The sequence below is a fragment of the Streptomyces sp. NPDC031132 genome (assembly GCF_055570595.1).
Genome location: NZ_JBVIGX010000018.1, coordinates 99416 through 119961 on the forward strand (window position 1 = coordinate 99416; position 20546 = coordinate 119961).

Sequence of the window (20546 nt, forward strand, 5' to 3'; positions counted from 1 at the left end):
GCCTCAGCCTCGCGTGAGCTTCTTGTAGGTGGCACGGTGCGGACGGGCCGCGTCCGGGCCGAGACGCTCGATCTTGTTCTTCTCGTACGACTCGAAGTTGCCCTCGAACCAGTACCACTTGGACTCGCCCTCGTACGCCAGGATGTGCGTGGCGACGCGGTCGAGGAACCAGCGGTCGTGGGAGATGACCACGGCCGCACCGGGGAACTCCAGCAGCGCGTTCTCGAGCGAGGACAGGGTCTCGACGTCGAGGTCGTTGGTGGGCTCGTCGAGGAGCAGCAGGTTGCCGCCCTCCTTGAGCGTCAGCGCCAGGTTGAGGCGGTTGCGCTCACCACCGGACAGGACGCCGGCCGGCTTCTGCTGGTCCGGGCCCTTGAAGCCGAAGGCGCTGACGTACGCGCGGGACGGCATCTCGACCTGGCCGACGTTGATGTAGTCCAGCTCGTCCGACACGACGGCCCAGAGGGTCTTCTTGGGGTCGATGTTGGCGCGGGACTGGTCGACGTAGCTGATCTTGACGGTGTCGCCGACCTTGACGGAGCCGGCGTCCGGCGCCTCCAGGCCCTGGATCATCTTGAAGAGCGTGGTCTTGCCGGCGCCGTTCGGGCCGATGATGCCGACGATGCCGTTGCGCGGCAGCGTGAACGACAGGTCGTCGATGAGGACCTTGTCGCCGAACGCCTTGGAGAGGTTGTTGACCTCGACCACGATCGAGCCCAGGCGCGGGCCCGGCGGGATCTGGATCTCCTCGAAGTCCAGCTTCCGCATCTTGTCCGCCTCGGCAGCCATCTCCTCGTAGCGGGCGAGACGGGCCTTGGACTTGGTCTGGCGGCCCTTGGCGTTGGAGCGGACCCACTCCAGCTCTTCCTTGAGGCGCTTCTGGCGCTTCTCGTCCTTGCGGCCCTCGACCTTGAGGCGGGCGGCCTTCTTCTCCAGGTAGGTGGAGTAGTTGCCCTCGTAGGGGTGCGCGCGGCCGCGGTCGAGCTCGAGGATCCACTCGGCGACGTTGTTGAGGAAGTAGCGGTCGTGGGTGACGGCGACGACGGCACCCGCGTACTTCGACAGGTGCTGCTCCAGCCAGTTCACCGACTCGGCGTCGAGGTGGTTGGTGGGCTCGTCGAGGAGGAGCAGGTCCGGGGCCTCGATCAGCAGCTTGCAGAGCGCCACGCGGCGCTTCTCGCCACCGGAGAGGGTGGTGACCGCCCAGTCGCCGGGCGGGCAGCCCAGGGCGTCCATGGCCTGCTCCAGCTGGGCGTCCAGGTCCCACGCGTTGGCGTGGTCCAGGTCCTCCTGGAGCTTGCCCATCTCGTCCATGAGGGCGTCGGTGTACTCGACGCCCATCAGCTCGGCGACCTCGTTGAAGCGCTTGAGCTTCTTCATGGTGTCGGCGGCGCCGTCCTGGACGTTCTCCAGGACCGTCTTCGACTCGTCGAGCTTGGGCTCCTGCATGAGGATGCCGACGGTGAAGCCGGGCGACAGGAACGCGTCACCGTTGGACGGCTGCTCCAGGCCGGCCATGATCTTCAGAACGGTGGACTTGCCGGCACCGTTCGGGCCGACCACACCGATCTTCGCGCCGGGCAGGAAGTTCAAGGAGACGTCATCAAGAATCACCTTGTCGCCGTGCGCCTTGCGCGTCTTGCGCATGGTGTAGATGAACTCAGCCAAGAGAAACCGTCCGGCAGATCGATGGGTGGGCAGATACACCCCATCTTGCCAGTCGTCCATCCCTTGGGGGAAACCCGTATGGTCAGGGCCCCTGAACTGGGCTCCAGTCACAGAGGCACCTGACCGTCCCGGTCGTCATGGGTCATTGTTGGCCATCCTTGGGCCCCCTCCAACGGCCCAGGGACGGCCCGGCCACGGTCGATCTAGAGCCCGTTCTTGCAGGTGGCAGACCCTAGGACCCGCTATCCGACGGCCCCAGCAAAACCAGAGCATCCGCCACAGCCTGCATGCCCAAGATGACGACGTCGGCCCCGGCGCCAGCCAGGGTCGACCGCTTCATCGGCTTGTTGGCGAATCCGATGCTCCGCGCTGTGGCGGCCTTAGCCGCCTCGACGTCGGTCACCGCGTCCCCGATGAGGACCGTTTCTCCGGGCTCGACTCCCAGGGCCTGCGCGGCAGCGAGGAGCGGGTACGGCGCCGGTTTCATGAGGTCCGGCCGGAGCCTGGGCCTCCCGATCACCTCGTCCACCACACCCGCGAGGCCATGGATCGCCAGAAATTCCTTCACGCAGTCGGCAGAGTTGTTGCTGACTACGGCGAGGCGCCACTTCGCATCACGTGCCGCGTGAAGCGCGTGGACGGCCCCCGCCACAGGCGGGCCGGCCACCTTGACCGCACGGAGTTCCGCAGAGGTGAGAGCGTCCTCCACCACCCCAAGCAACACCTTCCCTCCCTCCTGGGAGATGCGGTGCACTTCCATCGGGTCATCCGTCGCACGCGCTCGGTCCCCGAGATGCGGGGCGTGCAGGGCAACGAGGTCCGCCAGCTCCTCCGCGACGTGGGGTGCAGGCAGTCCGCGGAACACGTCGCAGACAGGTCCGTCGAAGTCGAAGAGGACCGCACGGGACACGCTGAGCACGTCGACCAGGGCCTCAGAGGGTGCTTGCATCAGCGTCCCTCCCGATCGTGTCCCAGATGCTGTCGAACCACATGCGAGCCTGCTCAACCTGCTGAGCACCGCCTGAGGAGTCGCCGTCGTTGATCGAGTGGTGGAAGAGGATCGTGTCCTTGCCGACCAGGTCAAAAATCTCGATGACCTCGCCCTGAGCAACCACCTTGTTCGGCCGGATCGGGTAGTACCCGAAGAATGCGTCCTCGTTGTTGACCACGTAGAGCTTGAAGAATTGCGTACCGCTGTGGACACGGACGCTGACACTGCTCTCCTGCACCAACCCAAGGTGGCTCAGTTCGCTTATGGCATCCGAGATACTCCGCGTGTAGCCGACCATGATGTCGTGCATGCGGGCGCGGAGCCTGGGGTCATCCGCGCAGTCCTCGCGCCGCACGGGAGCAGCCTGCGGCACCGCCATGTCCGGCACAAGGATGCGAATACGGATGCTTGTCGGGGTGAGCCGTCCAATGCGGATCTTGTCGAGCGGCTCTTGCAGCGCACCATGCAGCGTCTCGCTGGAGAAACCCGCAAAGTCGATCGTCACGTTCCGACTGGCGAAGGCCTGCTCAACGTAGGGGCGTAGTCCCGCCGGCCGCTCGGTTCGGTTCCGGACGAAGACACCACTGCCCTTGCGGGAGACGACAAGCCCTTCGTCTTCGAGGTCCCGTAGCGCCCTCTGGATGGTCGCACGGGCGAATCCGTAGTGCTCGGTCAGCATCTTGTGCGACGGGAGCTTCTCTCCTGGCGCGAGCTTCCTCGTCCTGATCGCCGCACCAAGACTGCGTGCGACCTGCTCGTAGGGCGGTCGATCGTCGTCCGGGTCCAGGGCTTCCAGCGCAAACGTCATGGCTCGATGCTACGGCCAACCTGACTATTTGGGCAGCTTGGATAGCCACATGTTGACGTGACTAGCCAAGCTGGCTACGTTGTTCTCGTGCCCACCGGGCTAGCCAAGTAAGTCAGGCTGAACGGGAGAGCTGCGCCGGGAATCGGTGCCGCTCACGGGCAAAGGGGCCCGGGACAGAGCGGGCTGAGGGCGCATTCCGGACCCTGGTCATTCCGGAGGGCTTAGACCGAAAGGTCACGTCTCCATACGCCTTGGCTCGCAGCCGGAAGGAGACATCGCACTACCTCATCCATGCCGCAGCATCGCCGCGGCCGGTTGCCTCCTCTGCCCGTCCGACGCCGTTCGGCGCTGTACGGGCGGGGTCGAGGGGAGCCGGGTTTTCCCCGCTTCACACAGGTGCAGCCCCCGGCGCGGGAACGCCGGGGGCTGCTGTTCGAGCCCGTTCCTCTACCGAAGGAGCAAGACCCATGAAGTTCATCGCTGCACTTCAAAACCGTGTTACCCCGTGGTCCGACGGTCTGGAGCCGACGGATGCGGAGCTGGACGCGATCGAGGTCGAGATGCCCATCATCTCCGCCGAGGTCGAGTTGCTCGACGTGCAGATCACCTTGCTGGACCGGCCGATCACGGAGCTGGACGAGCGGCGGATTCGCCGGGCCCGTCGGCGCCTGCTCGCCGCGCGCCGGGACTTGGCCGCCAAGGCCGTGACCTCTTCGCTCCCGGAGGTGGGAGCGTGAGGAACCTCCTTCGCAAGCTGTTAGCCGCGCTCCGACCGGCCGCTCCGACCCCGCCCTCTTCCGTGGACCTCCCGGACGAGCGCGATGACGACTGGTGGGGCCCGTCGTGGATCTGGGAGCCGGGCGACCTCGAGAAAGAGGCCGACCGGTGAACCGCAAAGCGAAGACGCTCCTCGTGCTCGCCCTGGTGGTCGTGGTCGGCATGGCGTTCCGTGTGTCGTGGAACGCGCTGCGGGATGTGGCACGGGCGATCGGCGCCGACGTCACGGCAGCGAACTTGTACCCGTTCGTGGTCGACGGCCTGATGGCCCTGGCCCTCGTCGCCGCCCTCGTCCTGACCGGCGATGCCCGAAGGTTCGCACTTCGGGTCCTGGCGACATACACGCTCGCGTCACTGGTCCTGAACTACGTGCATGGGCTGCTGCCCGAGTTGCACTCCGAGTCGATGGGCTGGACCCGACTGGCCGACGGGGACTTCACGAACTGGGTGCTGGTATTGCTGGCGACGTCGCTGCCGGTCGGCTCGATCTACTTCGGCTCCGATCTGGTGGCCAAGGTCCTGCACCACCGACCCCTGATCGAGTCGACTCCGGAGGAATCGACTCAGACCGCTGCAAATCGGTCGATGGTTGAGCAGGGCGAACCCTCGATCGAAGAGGCCACCCCGCCCCCTGCGCTGGAGTCCGTGCCGGTCGAGGTGCTCGAGGCAGTCGAGCCGATCGCGGTCCCGGCGCCGGTTGCTGTTGCGGCTGAAGCTCCGCGGCAGCGTCGGGCGACCGGTCGGGTACCGGAGTCGGCTCGATCGGCCCGACCGGTCCGCACCCCAGACGAGCTCCTCGCCGAGGCTCGGAGCATCACCGAGGCGTGGTCGGTTGAGGACCTCACCGGCGAGAGGATCCGCAAGACCCTGCGTACGTCTCCGGCGAAGGCGCGGGTGTTGCGCGAGACGTTGAAGGCGGAGCGGGCTGCGAACGCCGCCGCTGAGGCGGTGGCCTCATGACTCTCTGCATCGATCCGACCGGCGCCCGCTTCGGGATACCCACCTTCCCCTGGCGCCTGGCCCCCGATGGACTTGCGACCCGCCGGCAGTTACGGGCCCTTGGCCTGAGGCCGGGGGGTCAGGACATTGCCGGTCAGGTCCTGCGGCCCCGCTACCGGCGCGGCCCGTTGGCCGCGTTCTTGTACCGCGTCGACCGGGCCAAGCCCGTCCGCCCGATGACCCCCGCCAAGCGTGCGGCCCTGGCGAAGGCCAACGCGGCTCGCCGGACCTGTCCGGTCTGCCGGGGCGATGCCGGATACGTGATCCCCGCCTCGCTCGGCATGTGCGTGCCGTGCGCCTACCCGGAAGGGACCCCCTGATGGAGCACCTGCCTGACCTCCCGCACGTCGTCCAACTCCCGGACGGCCGCCACGTCTACGCCAACCCGGGCACCTTGCCCGCCGCATTCCAGGGGCCGCAGGTCGTCCACCAGCACATCCACCAGGCGCCGCCGGACCGGACGGTGCAGCGCATCGCGCTCGGCTCCGGCGTCGGTGCCGGGGCCGTCGCGGCCGGGGTGTACTTCGGCCCGTTGCTCGTCGGGGTGCTGACGGCGATCGCGGCGAACATCGCGTTCCTGGCGTTCCTCGCCCTGATGCTCGGCTGGGGTGTCCACACGGTCGTGAAGTCGGTCGGTAGCCCGCAGGGCGCGGCGGCCGTGAAGAACGTGCGCAAGGCCCGGCGTTCGCGTGTGAGGGGCTCATGAGGATCAAGGGATACAAGCTGGCCCGCCGACACGCGCCGGTTCTCGCGCAGGTCGAAGCATCTGCTGAGAAGGCTGCCGCACTGGTCCAGGAGCAGATGCGTGAGCGTCTGGGCCGGTTGGAGATCGTGGTCACTGACGTCAAAGGCATGGAGGAGGCCGTTCAGCAGGCTCACGAGCGCTTGCTCGGAGGGGGCGCTCTGGAGCGCCTCTACCGCTACGACGACGCCGTGTTCGGCTGCACGACGCTCGGCCCGAACGGGGTCCTGATTGGCATCAACGCCACGGCCTGCGGGACACATCGCCGCGAGACGGCCATCACTCTCGTGCACGAGCTGGTCCACGCAGTCCAGTACGCCCGGGCCAGGGCGCTGGAGACCGGCATGCGCGCACTGCGCAACAACTACGGGATCACGGCTCTCTCCTCGCGGGAGGCACAGCGGCTGAACCGCCAGGTTGACGCCGATGAACGCGAGGCGAAGCGCCTCGAATGGCTCGCCCGGAAGATCCGTTAGCTGACAGCTGCCCGATCCACCCGCCCCGTGGCGGGTGGTGAGGGGAGCCGGACAGCCCGGACTCCGGAAGGAGACCCGTGATGGCGAAAGACCCGAAGTTCACCGCTGCTGAGACCGCCAAGCTCGGCTGGTACATCGGCCGGATGGCCAAGCGCGGCATCGCCGGCGAGAACGTCTACCAGGGCGACCTGGAACGCAAGGTCGAGCGGATCATCGACGGCGCCCGCGAACGCGAAGCGCGCCAGGCCCTCGAGGCCGCCGCGGCCGAGAAGGCCGCCCGCAAGGCCGCCGCGAAGGCCAAGAACCGCAAGTAGCTGTGCCCCGGGGCGGCCGCCCCTCTCGCCAAAGAATGCGCGGCCGCCCCGGGCCCTACCCACCCGCTAGTCAGCGAGAGCAGGAGTGCTCAGCATGACCGACAACGTCGTCCCCCTCTTCAAAGGCCCTCAGACCGGCATCTACACCGATCCCGCCGCCGTGCCGGCCGCGCCGGACGTCGTACGCCCCGTGCGGGTGTGGCGGCGCACCGGGCGCGCCCTGCGTACGGCCGTGACTGACGAGCGCACGCGGGCTGCAGCGCGGCTGGTGGCCCGGCACGGCCTTTACGTGGCAGGTGGAACGAGGATCGTCGCCAAGCGAACCTGGGACGGCCGGACCGCCTCCCGATACGAGCGGATGCTCCGGGCTGCCGAGGCTGCCGGGCAGTTCGAAGAGGCCAAGGAATGGGAGGACCGACTCTCTCGCTACCGGGCCGCCCGCCATCACCGGCGTATGGACCTCCTGAAGGCCCCGCAGGACATGGTCAAGAGCGCCCTGTACGGGACCGGCCTCACCGTGGGCGGTCTGCTGTTGCTCGGGATCGTGCTGGCCATAGCCAACAAGGACATCACCGACGTGATCGCCCCGATCAGCGCGGTGATCGAGGCGATCAGCTGGATCGTCTACATCGGCACCGTCGTCTGGGGCCCGCTGGTCACGGCCGGCCCGTGGCTGGCCTTACTCGCCCTGTGGCAGGTCGGTCGGCAGCGGCAGACCGCCCCCGCCTGGGCCCTGCCCGCGCAGCAGCGGGACGACGCGGGAGCCCCGATCACCCCCTCGATCGTCGTCACCGCCCTGCGCGACCTCGGCGTTGCTCCCCTGCGCAACGCCATCAAGGAGATGGGGGACGCCGGCGCCGCGATGCTCGGCCCAATCCGCATCGCCGGATGCGGCGTGGAAGTCGACGTCACCCTGCCTTCCGGCGTCTCCACCGCCGAGGTGCAGGGCCGCCGCAGGAAGCTCGCCGAGAACCTCGCCCGCCACGAACACGAGGTGTTCATCACCCTGCCGACCGCCGCCCGCACGGTCCGGCTGTGGATCGCCGATTCCGGCGCCCTCGACGAGCCGATCGGCCCGTCCCCGCTGGTCACCGACGAGACTATGACCGCGAACTACCGGACCGGGCAAGCCCCGTGGGGTCAGGATCTGCGGGGCGATGGCGCTCTCATCAGTCTGTATCAGCGCATGCTGCTGATCACCGGACTGTCCAACCAGGGCAAGACCGCGGCCCTGCGTGCGCTGGCCCTGTGGCTGGCCCTCGACAAGACGGTCGAGTTTCGGGTGGCCGACCTCAAGGGCGTGGGTGACTGGGCCATGTTCGACGGCCTGGCGACCACGTTGATCCAGGGGCCGACCGACGACCACGTCATCGAGGCGACGGAAATGGTCGAAGGGCTGGTCGCGGAGATGGAACGCCGTATCCAGGCCCCGCCCGGAACCGTCTTCCCGCCGCTGGTCGGCATCGTGGACGAAGCGCAGGTGGCGTTCATGTGCCCGGCCGTCGGCGACGACAAGCGCCCGTACGGCGGGTCGAAGGCCACCTCCCGCTACTTCATGGCCGCACGAAAGATCCACAACCAAGGCCGCGCCGTCAACGTGCTGCTGTGGGAGGGCACCCAGGACCCCACCGACCAGAACCTGCCCAAGCTCGTCCGCGAAGGCGCCCACACCCGCATCTCCCTCGCCCTCGGCACCGAATCGCAGGCCCGTATGGCCCTGGGAGACAAGGCCGTTGACGGGGGCGCCGCTCCGCACCTGCTCCGCCAGGGCCTCGACAAGGGGACCGTGGTCGTCGCGTCTGACGGCATCACCATCCCGGCCGGGCAGGCGTCCATCACGGTGCGGACGCACTACATCGACACCGACGCTGCTGCCCTGATCGCCGACCGGGCCAAGGCCCTGCGCGACGGGGTCACCACAGCCCACGCCACCGAGCCGCAGGAGGAGCGCGACCCGCTCGAGGACATCCTCACCGTCCTCGGCACCGAGCCGCGTGTCCTCACCCAGGAAGTGCTCAAGCGGCTCGCCGCGCTCAACGGCAAGGCGTACGGGCGGTGGTCGTTCATCGACCTCAAGCGCGTCCTCGACGGCACCGGCGCCGAGCCGTACAAGTCCGACGGCCGCATGGTCATCGGCCGCGAACGCATCTCCCGCGCCCTCGCCAACCGCCCCGACAACGGTTCCGCTTCTGCCGCCGAGTAGAGGGCCCCGACCCCCGCATGGTCAGGGAGGCAGGGAGAACTCCCTGACCGTCTCCCTGGCCCGCCTCCCTGGGCCTGACCTGCATGAATGATCCACCAGGGAGGCAGGGAGGCGCCGCAGGTCAGACCCCCGAAACCCCCTGCACGCGCATCCCATCAGGGGGTGCCCAAGCCTCCCTGTCTCACCTACGTCAGGGATTCCACTTCACCCGTCGGACATGCCGAGAGCGGCCCCCACTCACGCCAATGACTGGGGCCGCTCTCGTCCAGAACACTCAAGAACTGGAGAGACCAGCATGACCCACCCGACCGACTTCCCACGAGACCCCGCTCGCCCGGCCTTACCCGCGCACCTCCGAACCGGGCTCTGGCTAGCCGAACTGGGCCTGCCCGTGATGCCGCTACGGGAGGGCAAGCAGCCGTTCGGGAACTGCCCCGCCTGTACCGGCTCGGCGTGCGGCGGCCGCCCGCACATGCTCGCCGCCGGCCCCTGCCAGTGCCCCGCCCCCTGCCACGCCTGGGCCGCCGCCACGACCGATCCGGCCGTTCTCACCTCCTCCGCATGGGCGGGAGCTTGGAGGCAGGCTAGGGCCGTTGCTTACCACCCTGGCGGCGCCGGACTCACCGTCGTAGACCTCGACAACGCCGAAGCGGTCGCATGGGCCCTCCAGAACCTCCCCACGACCAAGACCGTGGCGACCACCCGAGGAGAGCACTGGATCTACAGGGGCACCATGCGCTCGGTCAACGGCGTCCGAGAAGGGGTCGACCTGAAGTCCACGATGGCCTACGCGCGGTGGCGTGGTCCCGGCTCCGGCACGATCCAAGCCCTGCCCGACGCCGTGCGCGCGCTCGCCGTGAAGGAGCCCACCACGGTCCAGCCTGCACCGTGCACTGTCACCCTGCCTGCGTCAGCCGGGCGCGGAGAGTGTCCCCACCGTTCACCCGCCTACCTCGAACGCGGCATCGCCATGGCGGAGCAGCGCATCACCGAGGCACCCGACAGCATCCACAAGACCGTGTACCGAATCTTCCTCGCGGTGCTATCCGCCCACGGCCGGTGCGACTGCCTCACCGAGGCCCACATCGGCCAGCTGTTCATCGCGGCTCAAGCCAAGGGCGAGTCGACGCGGAACTGCGAGGACGCCTGGTCCAACGCCCGCATGAAGCTGGGGATGTAGCCATGGCTGAGGACGAGAAGACTCCGGCCCGCGAGATCATCACCGACTACGCGCAGGCCCACTTTCGGTACTTCCGCACCACCGAAGGGACCGTGTACGCGCAGAAGAACGGCCACCCCGTCGCCCGCCCGATCCGCTCCCAGGGCACGACCGGCAGCCACCGACAGGAACTCATGGTCGGCCTCTTCAACGACGGCCACGGCGTGTTCAACGGGACCGCGCTCAAGGAGGCGTTGGACTTGATCGAAGCACTCGCGCTCAGCCAGGACGTACAGGCCACCCACATCCGTGTGGCCCCGGGATTCGACGGCGCGACCTGGCTCGACCTGGGCCGCGACGACGGCCGGTCCGTCCGTATCCACCCCACCGGCTGGGACATCCTCACCCCCGACCCGCGGGAGGTGTGCTGGCGGCGCACACAGCTCACCGGCGAACTCCCCCTCCCCGAGAAGGACACCGATGGCAAGGGCATCGACCTGCTGCTGCGGCTGTGCAACTTCGCCAACGCCGAGAGCGAGTGTCTGGCTATCGCGTGGCTGATTGGCTGCCTGGCGCCGTCCGTGCCGGTCCCCGCGCCGTTCCTCACCGGCCCGCAGGGCGCCGGGAAGTCGACCGGCGGGCGGATGCTGGTGCGGATCATCGAGGGCATGAGCGGTGACCTGCGCCGGGCGCCGAAGGACGAGGAGAACCTGATCACGGCCGTCGCGGCCGGATGGGTCACCGCCCTGGACAACCTTTCCCACCTGCCCCCGGACCTGTCGGACCTGATGTGCTGCATCGTCACCGGCGCCGAGAGCATCAAGCGCGCTCTGTTCACTGACGGCGACGTGGTCCGCTCCCGCTACCGCCGCCCGCTGCTGCTGACCGGCATCGACGTGGGGGTGATCCGCCCCGACCTAGCCGAACGTCTCCTGCCCCTGCGCCTGGAACGGCCCCGGGTGCGCCGGACGGAAGCGGAGTTGTGGGCGGAGTACGCGCAGGTGCTGCCCGTCATCCTCGGCTCACTGCTGGACCTCACCGTGAAGGTGCGGGCCACCGAGGCCGACATCCCCACCGATCTGCGCATGGCCGACTTCGCCCACCTCTGCGCACAGCTCGACGCAGCCAACGGGCTCGGCGCGTTGAACGCCTACCGGGCCAGCCTCGATGATCTCAACGACGACGTCATCGAGGGTGACCTCCTCGCACAGACCGTCCTCAAGCACGCCGCCGGCCTCGAGGGGGGCGAGGAAGTCCGGATGACCTCGACCGAGTGGCTCCACGCCCTCACCCAGCTCTACACCGGAGACGACTTCCGCGCCCTACCCAAAGGGTGGCCCACCACCGGCAAGGTCTTCTCCGACCGTCTCAAGCGGCTTCAGCCGACCCTCGCCGCCCGCGGCGTCCTCGTCGACTGGGGCCGCACCAAAACCGCCCGCTACATCGAGATGACCCACCCGGCCTCCGCGCCGGCAGACCATGCGGATCGGATGTTCTAACCAGCGTCGCCGCGACAACGCACGTTCAAGCAAGAGGAGCACCCGCCGCCGCGCAGAGGCGTGCTCCTCTTGCTTGTCCGGCGGCTTGCCGCCGCTGCACGGACGTGCCGCGCAGAGGCGTGCTCCTCTTGCTTGTCCGGCGGCTTGCCGCCGCTGCACGGACGTGCCGCGCAGCGGCTCCCTCTTCACGTTCTAAGACGCACCGCACTGCAACAGACGCCCCTCGTCTTTTCCTAAGAAAAGAGAAGCTGCGTCACCCGTGTCACCACCGGACTCCATACGGCCCGTGACCTGCGGCTCCACCGGTGACGCAGACGGCCAACGGCTGCGTCATCACGCGTCACCCACGTCACCGGCCTGCGTCACCGGATGACACGGGTGACACAGGCCGGTGACGCACGACCACGCCACGCGTCATCGAAAACCGCAGGTCAGACAGGCAAATGACACAGACGACGTGGTGACGCAGAAATCCGAGCCTCGAACACACACAGAGCCCTACCGCCTCTCCGGCAACGGCTCAACAGCCCTGCACAGCCACCTCCGCAGGAGGAGCAATGCCCGCCCAAAGCGACCCCCGCGCCATCCTGCGCGGCGGACTCCCCGACCGCTACCTCACCCCCGACGACGTCGCCGAACTCCTCGACGTACCGGTGGAGACCCTCTACCAGTGGCGCAAGAAGCGGACCGGCCCGCCCGGATTCCGCGTCGGCAAGCACACCCGCTACGACCCCGCCGACCTCTACGACTGGATCGCCGAGCAGAAGCGCAAGGACATCAGCCAAGCCGCCTGACCAACCACATCACCGCCGAGGGCGGGCCTACCTGGGCCCGCCCTCGGCGCTTCCCCAGAGAGGCCCTCACGTGGCAGGCCATATCCAAGACCGCTGGTTCAAGACCGAGACGGACGCCGGCGGCAAGCCCGTACGCGTCAAGACCGACCGTTACGGCACCGGGCTCCGGTACCGCGCCCGCTACCTCGGCCCTGACGGCACCGAGAAGTCCAAGTCCTTTCCCGACCGGCAGAAGCGCCTTGCGGACCAGTGGCTAGCCCAGGTGGAAGCGGACATGGCGCGTGGACAGTACGTCGACCCTCGCGCCGGGCGAACGACTTTCCAGCAGTTCGCCGAGAAGTGGGTGTCCAAGCTGACAACGGACGACGTCAGCCGGACAGCGGTCGAGTCGCGGCTCCGGCTGCACGCATACCCGCACCTCGGCTCCCGCCCCCTCGGGTCCTTCCAGCCCGCCCACATTCGCGACTGGCTCGGCGAGCTGGCGGCGACGGGACTCGCGGCGAGCTACCGGCGGGCCATCTTCGAGAACACGTCGTCGGTGCTGAACGCGGCCGTGGACGATGGCATCCTTCGGCAGAACCCCTGCCGCGCCACATCCGTTAAGGCGCCGCAGCCCGTACCGACGCGCGTGAAGCCCTGGACGGTCGAGCAGTTGCTCGGCGTCCGGGACGGGCTGCCCACGCGGTACCAGGCCATGGTCAACCTCGGTGGAGGGTGCGGGCTCCGGCAGGGTGAGATCTTCGGCTTGCCCGTTGACGAAGTCGGCTTCCACACAGGATGGGTACACGTCGGCTTCCAGGTGAAGCGCGTGCACGGGACTCTCGTCTTCGCTCCACCGAAGCGGGGCAAGGTTCGTGACGTTCCCCTCCCGGACGCGGTCGCGGCGGCACTTACGGAGCACATGCGCTGCTTCCCGCCGGTCAAGGTCACGCTGCCGTGGCTGACGCCGGACGGTGCCCCGCTGACCAAGGAGCTGATGTTCACCAGTTCGGCGAATAACGCAGTCTGGCGCAGCGCCTTCAACGACCAGGCGTGGAAACCTGCGCTCGTAGCCGCAGGCATCATCCCCCTGCCGGAGAAGGGCAAGCGGTACGCATCAGCCCGCGAACACGGGATGCACGCTCTGAGGCACTTCTACGCGTCGGTTCTCCTGGACGCTGGCGAGAACGTCAAAGCGCTGAGCACGTACCTCGGCCACAGCGACCCGGGTTTCACGCTCAAGGTCTACACGCACCTGATGCCGAGTAGTGAGGGGCGGACGCGGAATGCAGTTAATGCCGTGCTGAGACTCCGAGACGGCGGTTGAGAAGGATCACTGGTGCCCTCGCCGATAGGACTGAAGCCACCTCAGCATTGCCCGGCAACTCTCAACATAATTGGCTGCCGCGCTCGGCCTAGGAGCCGGGCCCACGCCATGCGCCACTGCGTTGCGAAGTTGACGAAGCCTGTGCAACGAGCTGCGAATGTCTGCGGGAATATCAGGCAACGCGTCGATAACATGCCCCACTCCGACATATCGGTGATCTGGCTGTTCTGGGGCGAGCTCACGCAGGATGGACTCAATCGGCGCCCACGCAGCAACCATGCCAGCGGCGGGATTCTGAAGAGCAGCGATCAGAACATCCGTACCCACCGTGCTTGCAGGTCGCCCCAGAGCGCTCGGGGTTTCCGACTCGTCGGGCTCAGCCTGGACGCTACCGGCGGGCGGCTCCGCGACAGCGCGCTCGGCGTCAAGACTGGCTTGGTCGATATCGGCCGAGAACGCCGCATCAAAGCCCAGTCCACTCAAAGTGCGCATTCGGTCCAAGAGGCGCCCTACTTGCCCCCTGAAGCCCCAGGCAATCCCAGCCACCACAGCTGGCCAGACAAGGACCTTGACGAAGTCGAGTACTAGGCGCGCGATTTCCACGGGGCCATTCTGGTCCATGGCCGGCGTCGACGCATGCATCCATAACGATTACGGCCCAGAGACGGCCCAGGCGGCATGAGACGGCCCCCCGCTAGCGGCTCCGCCGCAGGTGGGGGGCGGTTTTCCGTGATCCGTTGGCCAGTAACACCCCATCTTGCCGTACGTCCATCCCCCGGGGGAAACCCGTATGGTCCCGGGGAGCCCGGCGGGGGCGGCGCCGCGGAGGGTCTTCGGGCAGGTCAGCGGAGGCGGAGGGCGCCCGGGACCTGCCCCTCGAAGATCTCCGTCAGGAAGTCGAACAGCGTGGGGCCTCGGCTGGCGCGCGCCCGGGCCAGCTCGTCGGCGACGCGCTCGCGGTTCGTCGGGTGACAGCGCGTGAGCACCCCTTCGAAGTGGCGCGCGGTCTCGGTGTGCCCGAGCGCCCGCCGGGACGCCTCGTGGTCGCGCCACTCGATCACGAAGTCGCCGTCGTCGGGGGTTCCGAAGCCTCCCCGGAGGCAGTCGTCGAGGGAGTCCAGGTTCCGCCCGAAATACCCCCCGGCCCCGTTGACGGCTTCGCCCAGCACCACCCGGAAGTCCTCGCGCCCCCCGATCCGGCGGCCGTCGAGCACGTAGATCGTCGACACGACGCCGAGCCTGGGCGGGCGCGCGGGTCGCGGGGAGGGGCGGGGAGGGGCGGGGAGGGGCGGGGAGGGGCGGGGAGGGGCGGGGAGGGGCGGGGAGGGGACCGTTCAGCGGGGGCGGTAGACCGTCAGGGCGTTCGGGAGGGTGTCGAGGACGAGTGCGGAGGGGGCGTGGGCGTACTCCCCGTCGTACGCGAGCGGGGTGCCGGCGGGGATCTCCGCGACGCGCAGGCTGCGCAGGCGGGTGGCCGTGTGGACGGGGGAACGGCTCAGCGGGCCCGTGAGCGCGGCGGCGAACAGGCGCGGGCCGGGGCGGCCGCCGCCGTGCACGAGGCGGACGTCGAGCAGGCCCTCGCCGAGACCGTCGCGGCGACGGGGGGTGGGGCCGGTGCCGTGGTAGGTGCCGTTGCCCGCGAAGAGCAGCCATACCTTCCGGGGCCGCCCCGCCAGCCGGAGCCGTACGGGGCGCTCCGCACGCAGCACCTTCCAGGCGGCCAGGAGCGCGGCGGGCCCGCCGCCGATCCGCGGCGCCCAGTGCAGGCGGTGCCGCAGCAGCTCCGGGTACGCGCCGATGCTGAAGGTGTTCAGGAAGTACCCGGAGCGGCCGTCGTCGGGGTCGGGGCCCGGGGTGAAGCGGCCCACCGCGACGCGGACCGCCTGGCCGGCGGCGAGCGCGCGGCAGGTGTCCTCGGCTCCGGCGAGGCCGAGGTCCAGCGCGAAGTGGTTGAGCGTGCCGCCGGGGAACACGGCGAGCGGGACGCCGGCCCGCAGCGCGGCGGTGGCGGCCGCGTTGATCGTGCCGTCGCCGCCGCACACCCCGAGCACGGCGGCCCGGGCGGCTGCCGCCGCCAGTTCCGCGGACAGCTCCGGGCCCTCGCACTCGACCACCTCGGCCTTGGGCAGCCGGGTGCGCAGCACGTCGAGCCCCGCGTCGGCGGCCGTGCCCGACCCGGTGTTGACCACCACCGTGAGCCCGGCCCCGTCCGGCAGCGCGGGCGCCTCGGCGGCCTCCCGCTCGTCGCCCGGCACGACCCGCGCCTCTTCGACGCCGCGCGCGAGGCGGCGTACGGCCAGGCCCGCGGCCACGCCCAGCGCCGCCCCCGCGACCACGTCGGACGGGTAATGGACCCCCGTGTACACGCGGGAGAACGCCACCGACACGGCCACGGGGGCCAGCACGGCGCCCCAGCCGGGCGCCTCCAGCGCGAGCCCGGTGGTGAACGCGAACGCGGACGCCGAGTGGCCGGACGGGAACGAGGTGGTCGTCGGCTGCGTCAACAGCTGCCGCACCTCGGGCACCCCCTCCAGCAGCGGCCGGGGCCGGCGTACGGACCATTTGCCGACGGTGTTGACGGTTGCCGAGGCCAGCGCCAGCGAGGCGGCTGCGCGCAGCGCCGCCTTACGGGCCCTGGCCGAGCCGAGGACCGCGATCGCCGCGGCTGCCCCGCCCCACAGCACACCGTGGTTCGCGGCCCGTCCGAGTCTCGGCAGCACCCGGTCGGCCGCGGGCCAGTGCCGGCGGGCCACCCCGTCGAACAGCATCCGGTCCCATCGCGCGGCGGCGCCCCGCCAGGTCAGCTCCTGATCAGCCATTGCCTGCGCTTACCCGCACCGCCGCTCCTGGAACCAACCCCTGCGCCAACCGGCCCTCCCCGAGCACCCACACTCCGCGCGCCGGACCGATTCGACGGGCACCATGCCGCTCCCCGGGGCACCCGGTCGCCCGACGGACGTCATCGGCACCATGCAGCTGCCCCTGAGACCCGTTCCCACGGGCATCCGGGCGCGGCGTCCTACGCCTGGTCCTCCTCGTCCTGGGGGCGCTTGCGGAGCAGGAGGACCACCAGGCCGCCCAGAACCACCAGGCCCACCGCCAGCGAGGCGATGACCGGGGTCGCGGCGGAGCTGCCGCTGGTGGCGAGCCGCTCCTCGTCCGGGGTGGACTCCGACGAGACCGCCGCCGCAGCCGCGGCGGATGCCTGTGTCACGGCGGGCCCGTCGCCGGTCGTGCCGCCCTCGGCCACGACGGGCTGCGGCCAGACCGCGTTCGCCGTGGCCGCCGCCGCGGACTCGCTGGAACCGGCCACGATCTGCGCCTGCGCCGGCACCCCGCTGGTGAAGACCCGCCCGACCGGCACCTTCGTGGAGCCCTGGACGGTGACCGAGGCCGCGCCGTCCGGGGTGCCCGCCGGGACCTCGAAGTACAGCTTGCTCCCGTTGGCAGCGGTGGTGATCGGTCGCCCCTCGGCGTCCACCACCCGCACCCCCATCTCCAGGGCCGCCGCGTCCGGGGTGACCGTCACGCTCTGCGCCCCGGTCCGCACGGTCACCGGCCCGAGGCGGGTGCCCACGGGCCCCGACACGCTCTCCGGGTCCAGCCCCAGCGAGGCCGGCGGCTCCGGGAGCTTGCCCGCCGACCGCTGGAGGTAGTCGGCCAGCTTCTCCGCCGCCGGGTCGGCGGCCTCCACCTGCGCCCCGTCCGCGAGCCTCCAGATCGCGACCTGGGTACCGGCCGCCGCGCTCTCCGCGGTCAGGGCCCCGGCCCCGGCCGCCTTGGCCAGTCCGGCGAGATCGTTCAGCTGCGGGAAGGAGTGCTCGAGGACCCAGCGGATCCGGCCCGCCTCCCCGTTCCCCGCGAGCAGGGTGCCGTTCCAGCCGCTCTCCGTGTACCGGGCCTGCGGCTGGGCGTTGCCCGCCACGCCGACGCCGTAGGTCTGGAGCATCCCGCCGCCGTCGACCCGCATTTCGTACAGCCCGGCCGGAATCTGCCGGACCGACCCGTCCTTCGCGCGCAGGACCGCCTGCCCGTACGTCTTCAACCCGTCCAGCACGGCGCTCGCGCCCTCCGGCGTCCGGGGCGCAGGAGTCCCGGAGTCGGCGGCCGCCCGCGCGGCCGGGGCGGCGGCCAGGGCCGCAGCCAGCAGTGCCATGGCCAACGGCCGCCGCGCGGAAGCCCGTACGGCCGCCACCGCCGCAACAGGAGTGGCAGGTCTCGCGGAAGCGACGGCAGCCGCAGCCGCAGCCGCAGCAGGCAGCGAAGAAGGAACGGAATCAGGAGCGGAGGATGCGGGAACGGCAATCGACACAGTCTTCCCCTTCGGGCCAATGACCCAGGTGCCCGTGAGTACCGGGGAATCCTAACCGTCTCGAACACTCAGACCACCGCCGCCTTCTGAGTGGCCATCAGTGGGGGGTCCGCCTTGACGACCCGCCGGAATGCCGCCGTCCCCCGGTTGAGGTCGTGGCCGACGGCGGTCGCGTCGATCTCCGCCGAGAACCACCGGTTGCCCTCACCGTCGGGCGGATCCTCTCGTACGCGGAGCCGCCCGTGCACCACCAGCGGCTCGCCCACCGCGACGGAACCGGCCAGGTTCACCGCGAGCGCGCGCCGCGCCCACACGGTGTAGAAGCTGGTCGTCCCGTCCGTCCAGGCGTCCCTGCGCCGGTCGAAGTACCGCGGCGTCACCGCGAACCGGAACCGCGCCGACGGCCCGTTCACCGTCTCCTTGTAGTCGATCTGCGTGGCCACATGGCCGATCAGCGTCACCGTGGTGTCGTTCATCCCGGCAGCCCTCCCCCGCGTCCGTGCCCGCACGGACCATCCGCCCGACCTGCACGGACCTTCCGCACGACCCGCACGGACCCTCCGCACGACCCGCACGGACCGTCCGCACGAGGTACGACCCATGCTGGCCCGGCTCCCCGATTCCGGCTCCGGCCTGTGGACTACTGGCGGGTTGTGGACAACTTCGTCCCCCCTGCGGCCACCGTCGCGTACTGCTCGCGCACCTCCCGGTAGCGCAGCAGCTCCGCCGCCACCGGCTCCAGCACCCGGGCCCGCCCGCAGCCGGCCGCCGCCTGCCGCAGCCGCCGCTCCGCGTCCTGCCCGTACCGCCGCGCCGGGCCCCGGGCGGCGATCGAGCAGGTCCACTCCACCAGCGGTCCGCCGACAATGCCCGCCACCATCAGCAGAACCGGCGGCATCAGGCGCGGCTCCAGGACCCCGGCGATCTGCCCGACCAGCCACAGCCCGCCGTAGATCTGCAGCAGCGTCATCGCCGCCTGCGCCAGAACCGCCGCGGGCCACCACGCCGGCCGCGGCGGCTTGGCACTCGGCACCGTCACCGCCGACCCCAGCGTCACCGCGATCTCGTCCAGCGACTCCGGGAGCTGTTCGGCGCCGCGCACCGCGGTCTCCCGTACCGCCTGCGCCCAGGCGTCGGGCAGCCCGTCGGCCGCCGCGTCGGCGACCGTCCGTACGGCCTGTTCCACCCGCTGGCGCGCGGTCACCTCCTCCTCGACCGGCGTCTGCGCGGTCGCGGGCCCCCGGCCGCCGATCACCGCCAGCGCAGCCAGGCCGGCCAGCGTGCGCGGGGCGCGCCGGCTCTCGAACCACCGCCACAGCCGCAGCCACGGGGTGCCGCACGCCTTGCCGGCATTGCGCCGCCAGGCCCGCTCGGCGGCCAGCCCGGCCGCGTACGCCCCGACCGCCTCCGCGAGCCGGTCCTCGAACTCGGCGCGCGCCACCTCCCCGATCTCCGGCCCCGGATGGCCGTCGGCCACGTACAGCGGGCGCAGGCGCATGGCGGCCCGGTCGACATCGGCGGAGATCCGCCGGGTCGCAGCGCCCTTCTCCTGGGTGAACTGTGCGAGGAGGTCGCGCAGTTCCCCTACTCCCTCGCCGGTCAGCGCCGACAGCCCGAGGACGGTGGCGCCGGGCTCGTCGTGCTCGCCGAGGGCGATCCCGTCGTCGTCCAGCAGCCGCCGCAGGTCGTCCAGTACGAGGTCCGCCGACTCGCCGGGCAGCCGGTCCACCTGGTTCAGCACGACGAACGTCACCTCGGCGTGCCCCGCGAGCGGGCGCAGGTACCGCTCGTGCAGCACCGCGTCGGCGTACTTCTCCGGGTCGACCACCCACACCACCGCGTCGACCAGGGCGAGGACCCGGTCCACGTGCTCGCGGTGGGCGCCGACCGCGGAGTCCAGGTCCGGCAGGTCCACGAGGACCATCCCGCGCAGCGCCCCGGTCTCCGAGGTCTCGCGCGGCCGGCGGCGCAGCCTGCCCGGGATCTCGAGGCGGTCGAGCAGCCCGGCCGCGCCGTCCGACCAGCTGCACGCGATGGGCGCGGCGGTCGTCGGCCTGCGCAGCCCCGTCTCCGAAATCTGCACTCCGGCGAGTGAATTGAAGAGCGTGGACTTGCCGCTTCCGGTGGCTCCGGCGATCGCGACGACCGTGTGCTGCAGCGACAGCCCGCGCCGCGCGGCCGCCTCGTCGAGCACCCGGCCGGCCTCGGCGAGGGTCTTTCCGTCGAGCCGGGTCCGCGAGAGCCCGACCAGCTGGCGCAGCGCCTCGAGGCGCGTGCGCAGCGCCTGTCCCTCGGGGCTGAGCGGCGGCGAGGGCGCCTTGCCCCCGTCGCTGCCGGCGCCGGAGACGGCACGGACGAGCGCGTCGTCGCCCTCGTCCCCGTCGTCGATGTCCATGTCGATGTCGATGTCCACGTCGGTCCCGCCGACGCGGCGCGAGCGTGCGATGAATCCGTCGTCCCAGCGGTCGTCGGTGCGGTCGGTCAAAGCGGTCACCGCG

20 protein-coding genes are annotated in these 20546 nt (G+C 70.3%); 12 read left to right on the plus strand and 8 right to left on the minus strand.

Annotated elements, in window-relative coordinates; all coding sequences use genetic code 11:
- Positions 1 to 3 precede the first annotated feature (3 nt).
- From ettA to ACZ49B_RS24985, 3 genes are all read right to left on the minus strand, one after another.
- Entirely contained in the window at positions 4 to 1668 is a 1665-nt protein-coding gene (gene ettA, locus ACZ49B_RS24975) for an energy-dependent translational throttle protein EttA (RefSeq protein WP_468309782.1), read from the minus strand.
- A 232-nt stretch (positions 1669 to 1900) separates the two neighbouring features.
- The gene (locus tag ACZ49B_RS24980; RefSeq protein WP_468309784.1) at positions 1901 to 2617 is read right to left on the minus strand and encodes an HAD family hydrolase; all 717 of its coding nucleotides are present in this window, start codon (positions 2615 to 2617) and stop codon (positions 1901 to 1903) included.
- On the minus strand, positions 2601 to 3467 hold the full coding sequence (locus ACZ49B_RS24985; protein ID WP_468309786.1) for a GntR family transcriptional regulator: 867 nt from the start codon (positions 3465 to 3467) through the stop codon (positions 2601 to 2603). Before ACZ49B_RS24985 ends, ACZ49B_RS24980 begins: the two co-directional genes overlap by 17 nt.
- Positions 3468 to 3934: 467 nt before the next feature.
- Between ACZ49B_RS24985 and ACZ49B_RS24990 the strand changes: the two genes are divergently transcribed.
- The 12 genes from ACZ49B_RS24990 (at position 3935) to ACZ49B_RS25045 (ending at position 13736) form a co-directional block, all read left to right on the plus strand.
- Entirely contained in the window at positions 3935 to 4204 is a 270-nt protein-coding gene (locus tag ACZ49B_RS24990) for a DUF6284 family protein (protein ID WP_468309788.1), read from the plus strand.
- Positions 4201 to 4356 carry a hypothetical protein gene (locus tag ACZ49B_RS24995; RefSeq protein ID WP_468309791.1) on the plus strand — a complete coding sequence of 52 codons (156 nt, stop codon included), beginning with the start codon at positions 4201 to 4203 and terminating at the stop codon, positions 4354 to 4356. The genes ACZ49B_RS24990 and ACZ49B_RS24995 overlap by 4 nt, the downstream gene beginning before the upstream one ends.
- A complete protein-coding gene (locus tag ACZ49B_RS25000; RefSeq protein WP_468309794.1) occupies positions 4353 to 5204 on the plus strand; it encodes a DUF2637 domain-containing protein in 852 nt (283 codons plus the stop codon). Before ACZ49B_RS24995 ends, ACZ49B_RS25000 begins: the two co-directional genes overlap by 4 nt.
- Complete coding sequence (locus ACZ49B_RS25005; RefSeq protein WP_468309797.1) at positions 5201 to 5563, plus strand: RRQRL motif-containing zinc-binding protein; 363 nt, start codon at positions 5201 to 5203, stop codon at positions 5561 to 5563. The genes ACZ49B_RS25000 and ACZ49B_RS25005 overlap by 4 nt, the downstream gene beginning before the upstream one ends.
- Entirely contained in the window at positions 5563 to 5949 is a 387-nt protein-coding gene (locus ACZ49B_RS25010; protein WP_468309800.1) for a DUF6251 family protein, read from the plus strand. The genes ACZ49B_RS25005 and ACZ49B_RS25010 overlap by 1 nt, the downstream gene beginning before the upstream one ends.
- Positions 5946 to 6461, plus strand: a complete 516-nt coding sequence (locus ACZ49B_RS25015) for a hypothetical protein (protein ID WP_468309803.1) — start codon at positions 5946 to 5948, stop codon at positions 6459 to 6461. The genes ACZ49B_RS25010 and ACZ49B_RS25015 overlap by 4 nt, the downstream gene beginning before the upstream one ends.
- Positions 6462 to 6541: 80 nt before the next feature.
- Positions 6542 to 6775, plus strand: a complete 234-nt coding sequence (locus ACZ49B_RS25020) for a DUF6257 family protein (protein WP_468309805.1) — start codon at positions 6542 to 6544, stop codon at positions 6773 to 6775.
- A 94-nt stretch (positions 6776 to 6869) separates the two neighbouring features.
- Positions 6870 to 8978 carry an ATP-binding protein gene (locus tag ACZ49B_RS25025; protein WP_468309808.1) on the plus strand — a complete coding sequence of 703 codons (2109 nt, stop codon included), beginning with the start codon at positions 6870 to 6872 and terminating at the stop codon, positions 8976 to 8978.
- 295 nt (positions 8979 to 9273) lie between these two features.
- Positions 9274 to 10158, plus strand: a complete 885-nt coding sequence (locus tag ACZ49B_RS25030) for a bifunctional DNA primase/polymerase (protein ID WP_468309811.1) — start codon at positions 9274 to 9276, stop codon at positions 10156 to 10158.
- 2 nt (positions 10159 to 10160) lie between these two features.
- Positions 10161 to 11636, plus strand: coding sequence for an ATP-binding protein (locus tag ACZ49B_RS25035; RefSeq protein ID WP_468309814.1), 1476 nt, complete (start codon positions 10161 to 10163; stop codon positions 11634 to 11636).
- A 557-nt stretch (positions 11637 to 12193) separates the two neighbouring features.
- Positions 12194 to 12430 (plus strand): helix-turn-helix transcriptional regulator, encoded by a 237-nt coding sequence (locus ACZ49B_RS25040; protein ID WP_468309816.1) that lies wholly within the window; start codon positions 12194 to 12196, stop codon positions 12428 to 12430.
- Positions 12431 to 12500: 70 nt separating this feature from the next.
- Complete coding sequence (locus ACZ49B_RS25045) at positions 12501 to 13736, plus strand: tyrosine-type recombinase/integrase (protein ID WP_468309819.1); 1236 nt, start codon at positions 12501 to 12503, stop codon at positions 13734 to 13736.
- Between the two features lie 842 nt (positions 13737 to 14578).
- Here the strand turns inward: ACZ49B_RS25045 and ACZ49B_RS25050 are convergent.
- The 5 genes from ACZ49B_RS25050 to ACZ49B_RS25070 all read right to left on the minus strand — a co-directional run bounded on the left by ACZ49B_RS25050 (position 14579) and on the right by ACZ49B_RS25070 (position 20542).
- A complete protein-coding gene (locus ACZ49B_RS25050; RefSeq protein WP_468309822.1) occupies positions 14579 to 14965 on the minus strand; it encodes a barstar family protein in 387 nt (128 codons plus the stop codon).
- 105 nt (positions 14966 to 15070) lie between these two features.
- Positions 15071 to 16555: a phosphatase PAP2 family protein gene (locus tag ACZ49B_RS25055; protein WP_468309825.1), complete on the minus strand. Its 1485-nt coding sequence runs from the start codon at positions 16553 to 16555 to the stop codon at positions 15071 to 15073.
- 200 nt (positions 16556 to 16755) lie between these two features.
- Positions 16756 to 17892: a thioester domain-containing protein gene (locus ACZ49B_RS25060; protein WP_468309828.1), complete on the minus strand. Its 1137-nt coding sequence runs from the start codon at positions 17890 to 17892 to the stop codon at positions 16756 to 16758.
- A gap of 224 nt (positions 17893 to 18116) precedes the next feature.
- Positions 18117 to 18524 (minus strand): single-stranded DNA-binding protein, encoded by a 408-nt coding sequence (locus ACZ49B_RS25065; RefSeq protein WP_468309831.1) that lies wholly within the window; start codon positions 18522 to 18524, stop codon positions 18117 to 18119.
- Positions 18525 to 18688: 164 nt separating this feature from the next.
- The gene (locus tag ACZ49B_RS25070) at positions 18689 to 20542 is read right to left on the minus strand and encodes a GTPase (RefSeq protein WP_468309834.1); all 1854 of its coding nucleotides are present in this window, start codon (positions 20540 to 20542) and stop codon (positions 18689 to 18691) included.
- Positions 20543 to 20546 lie beyond the last annotated feature (4 nt).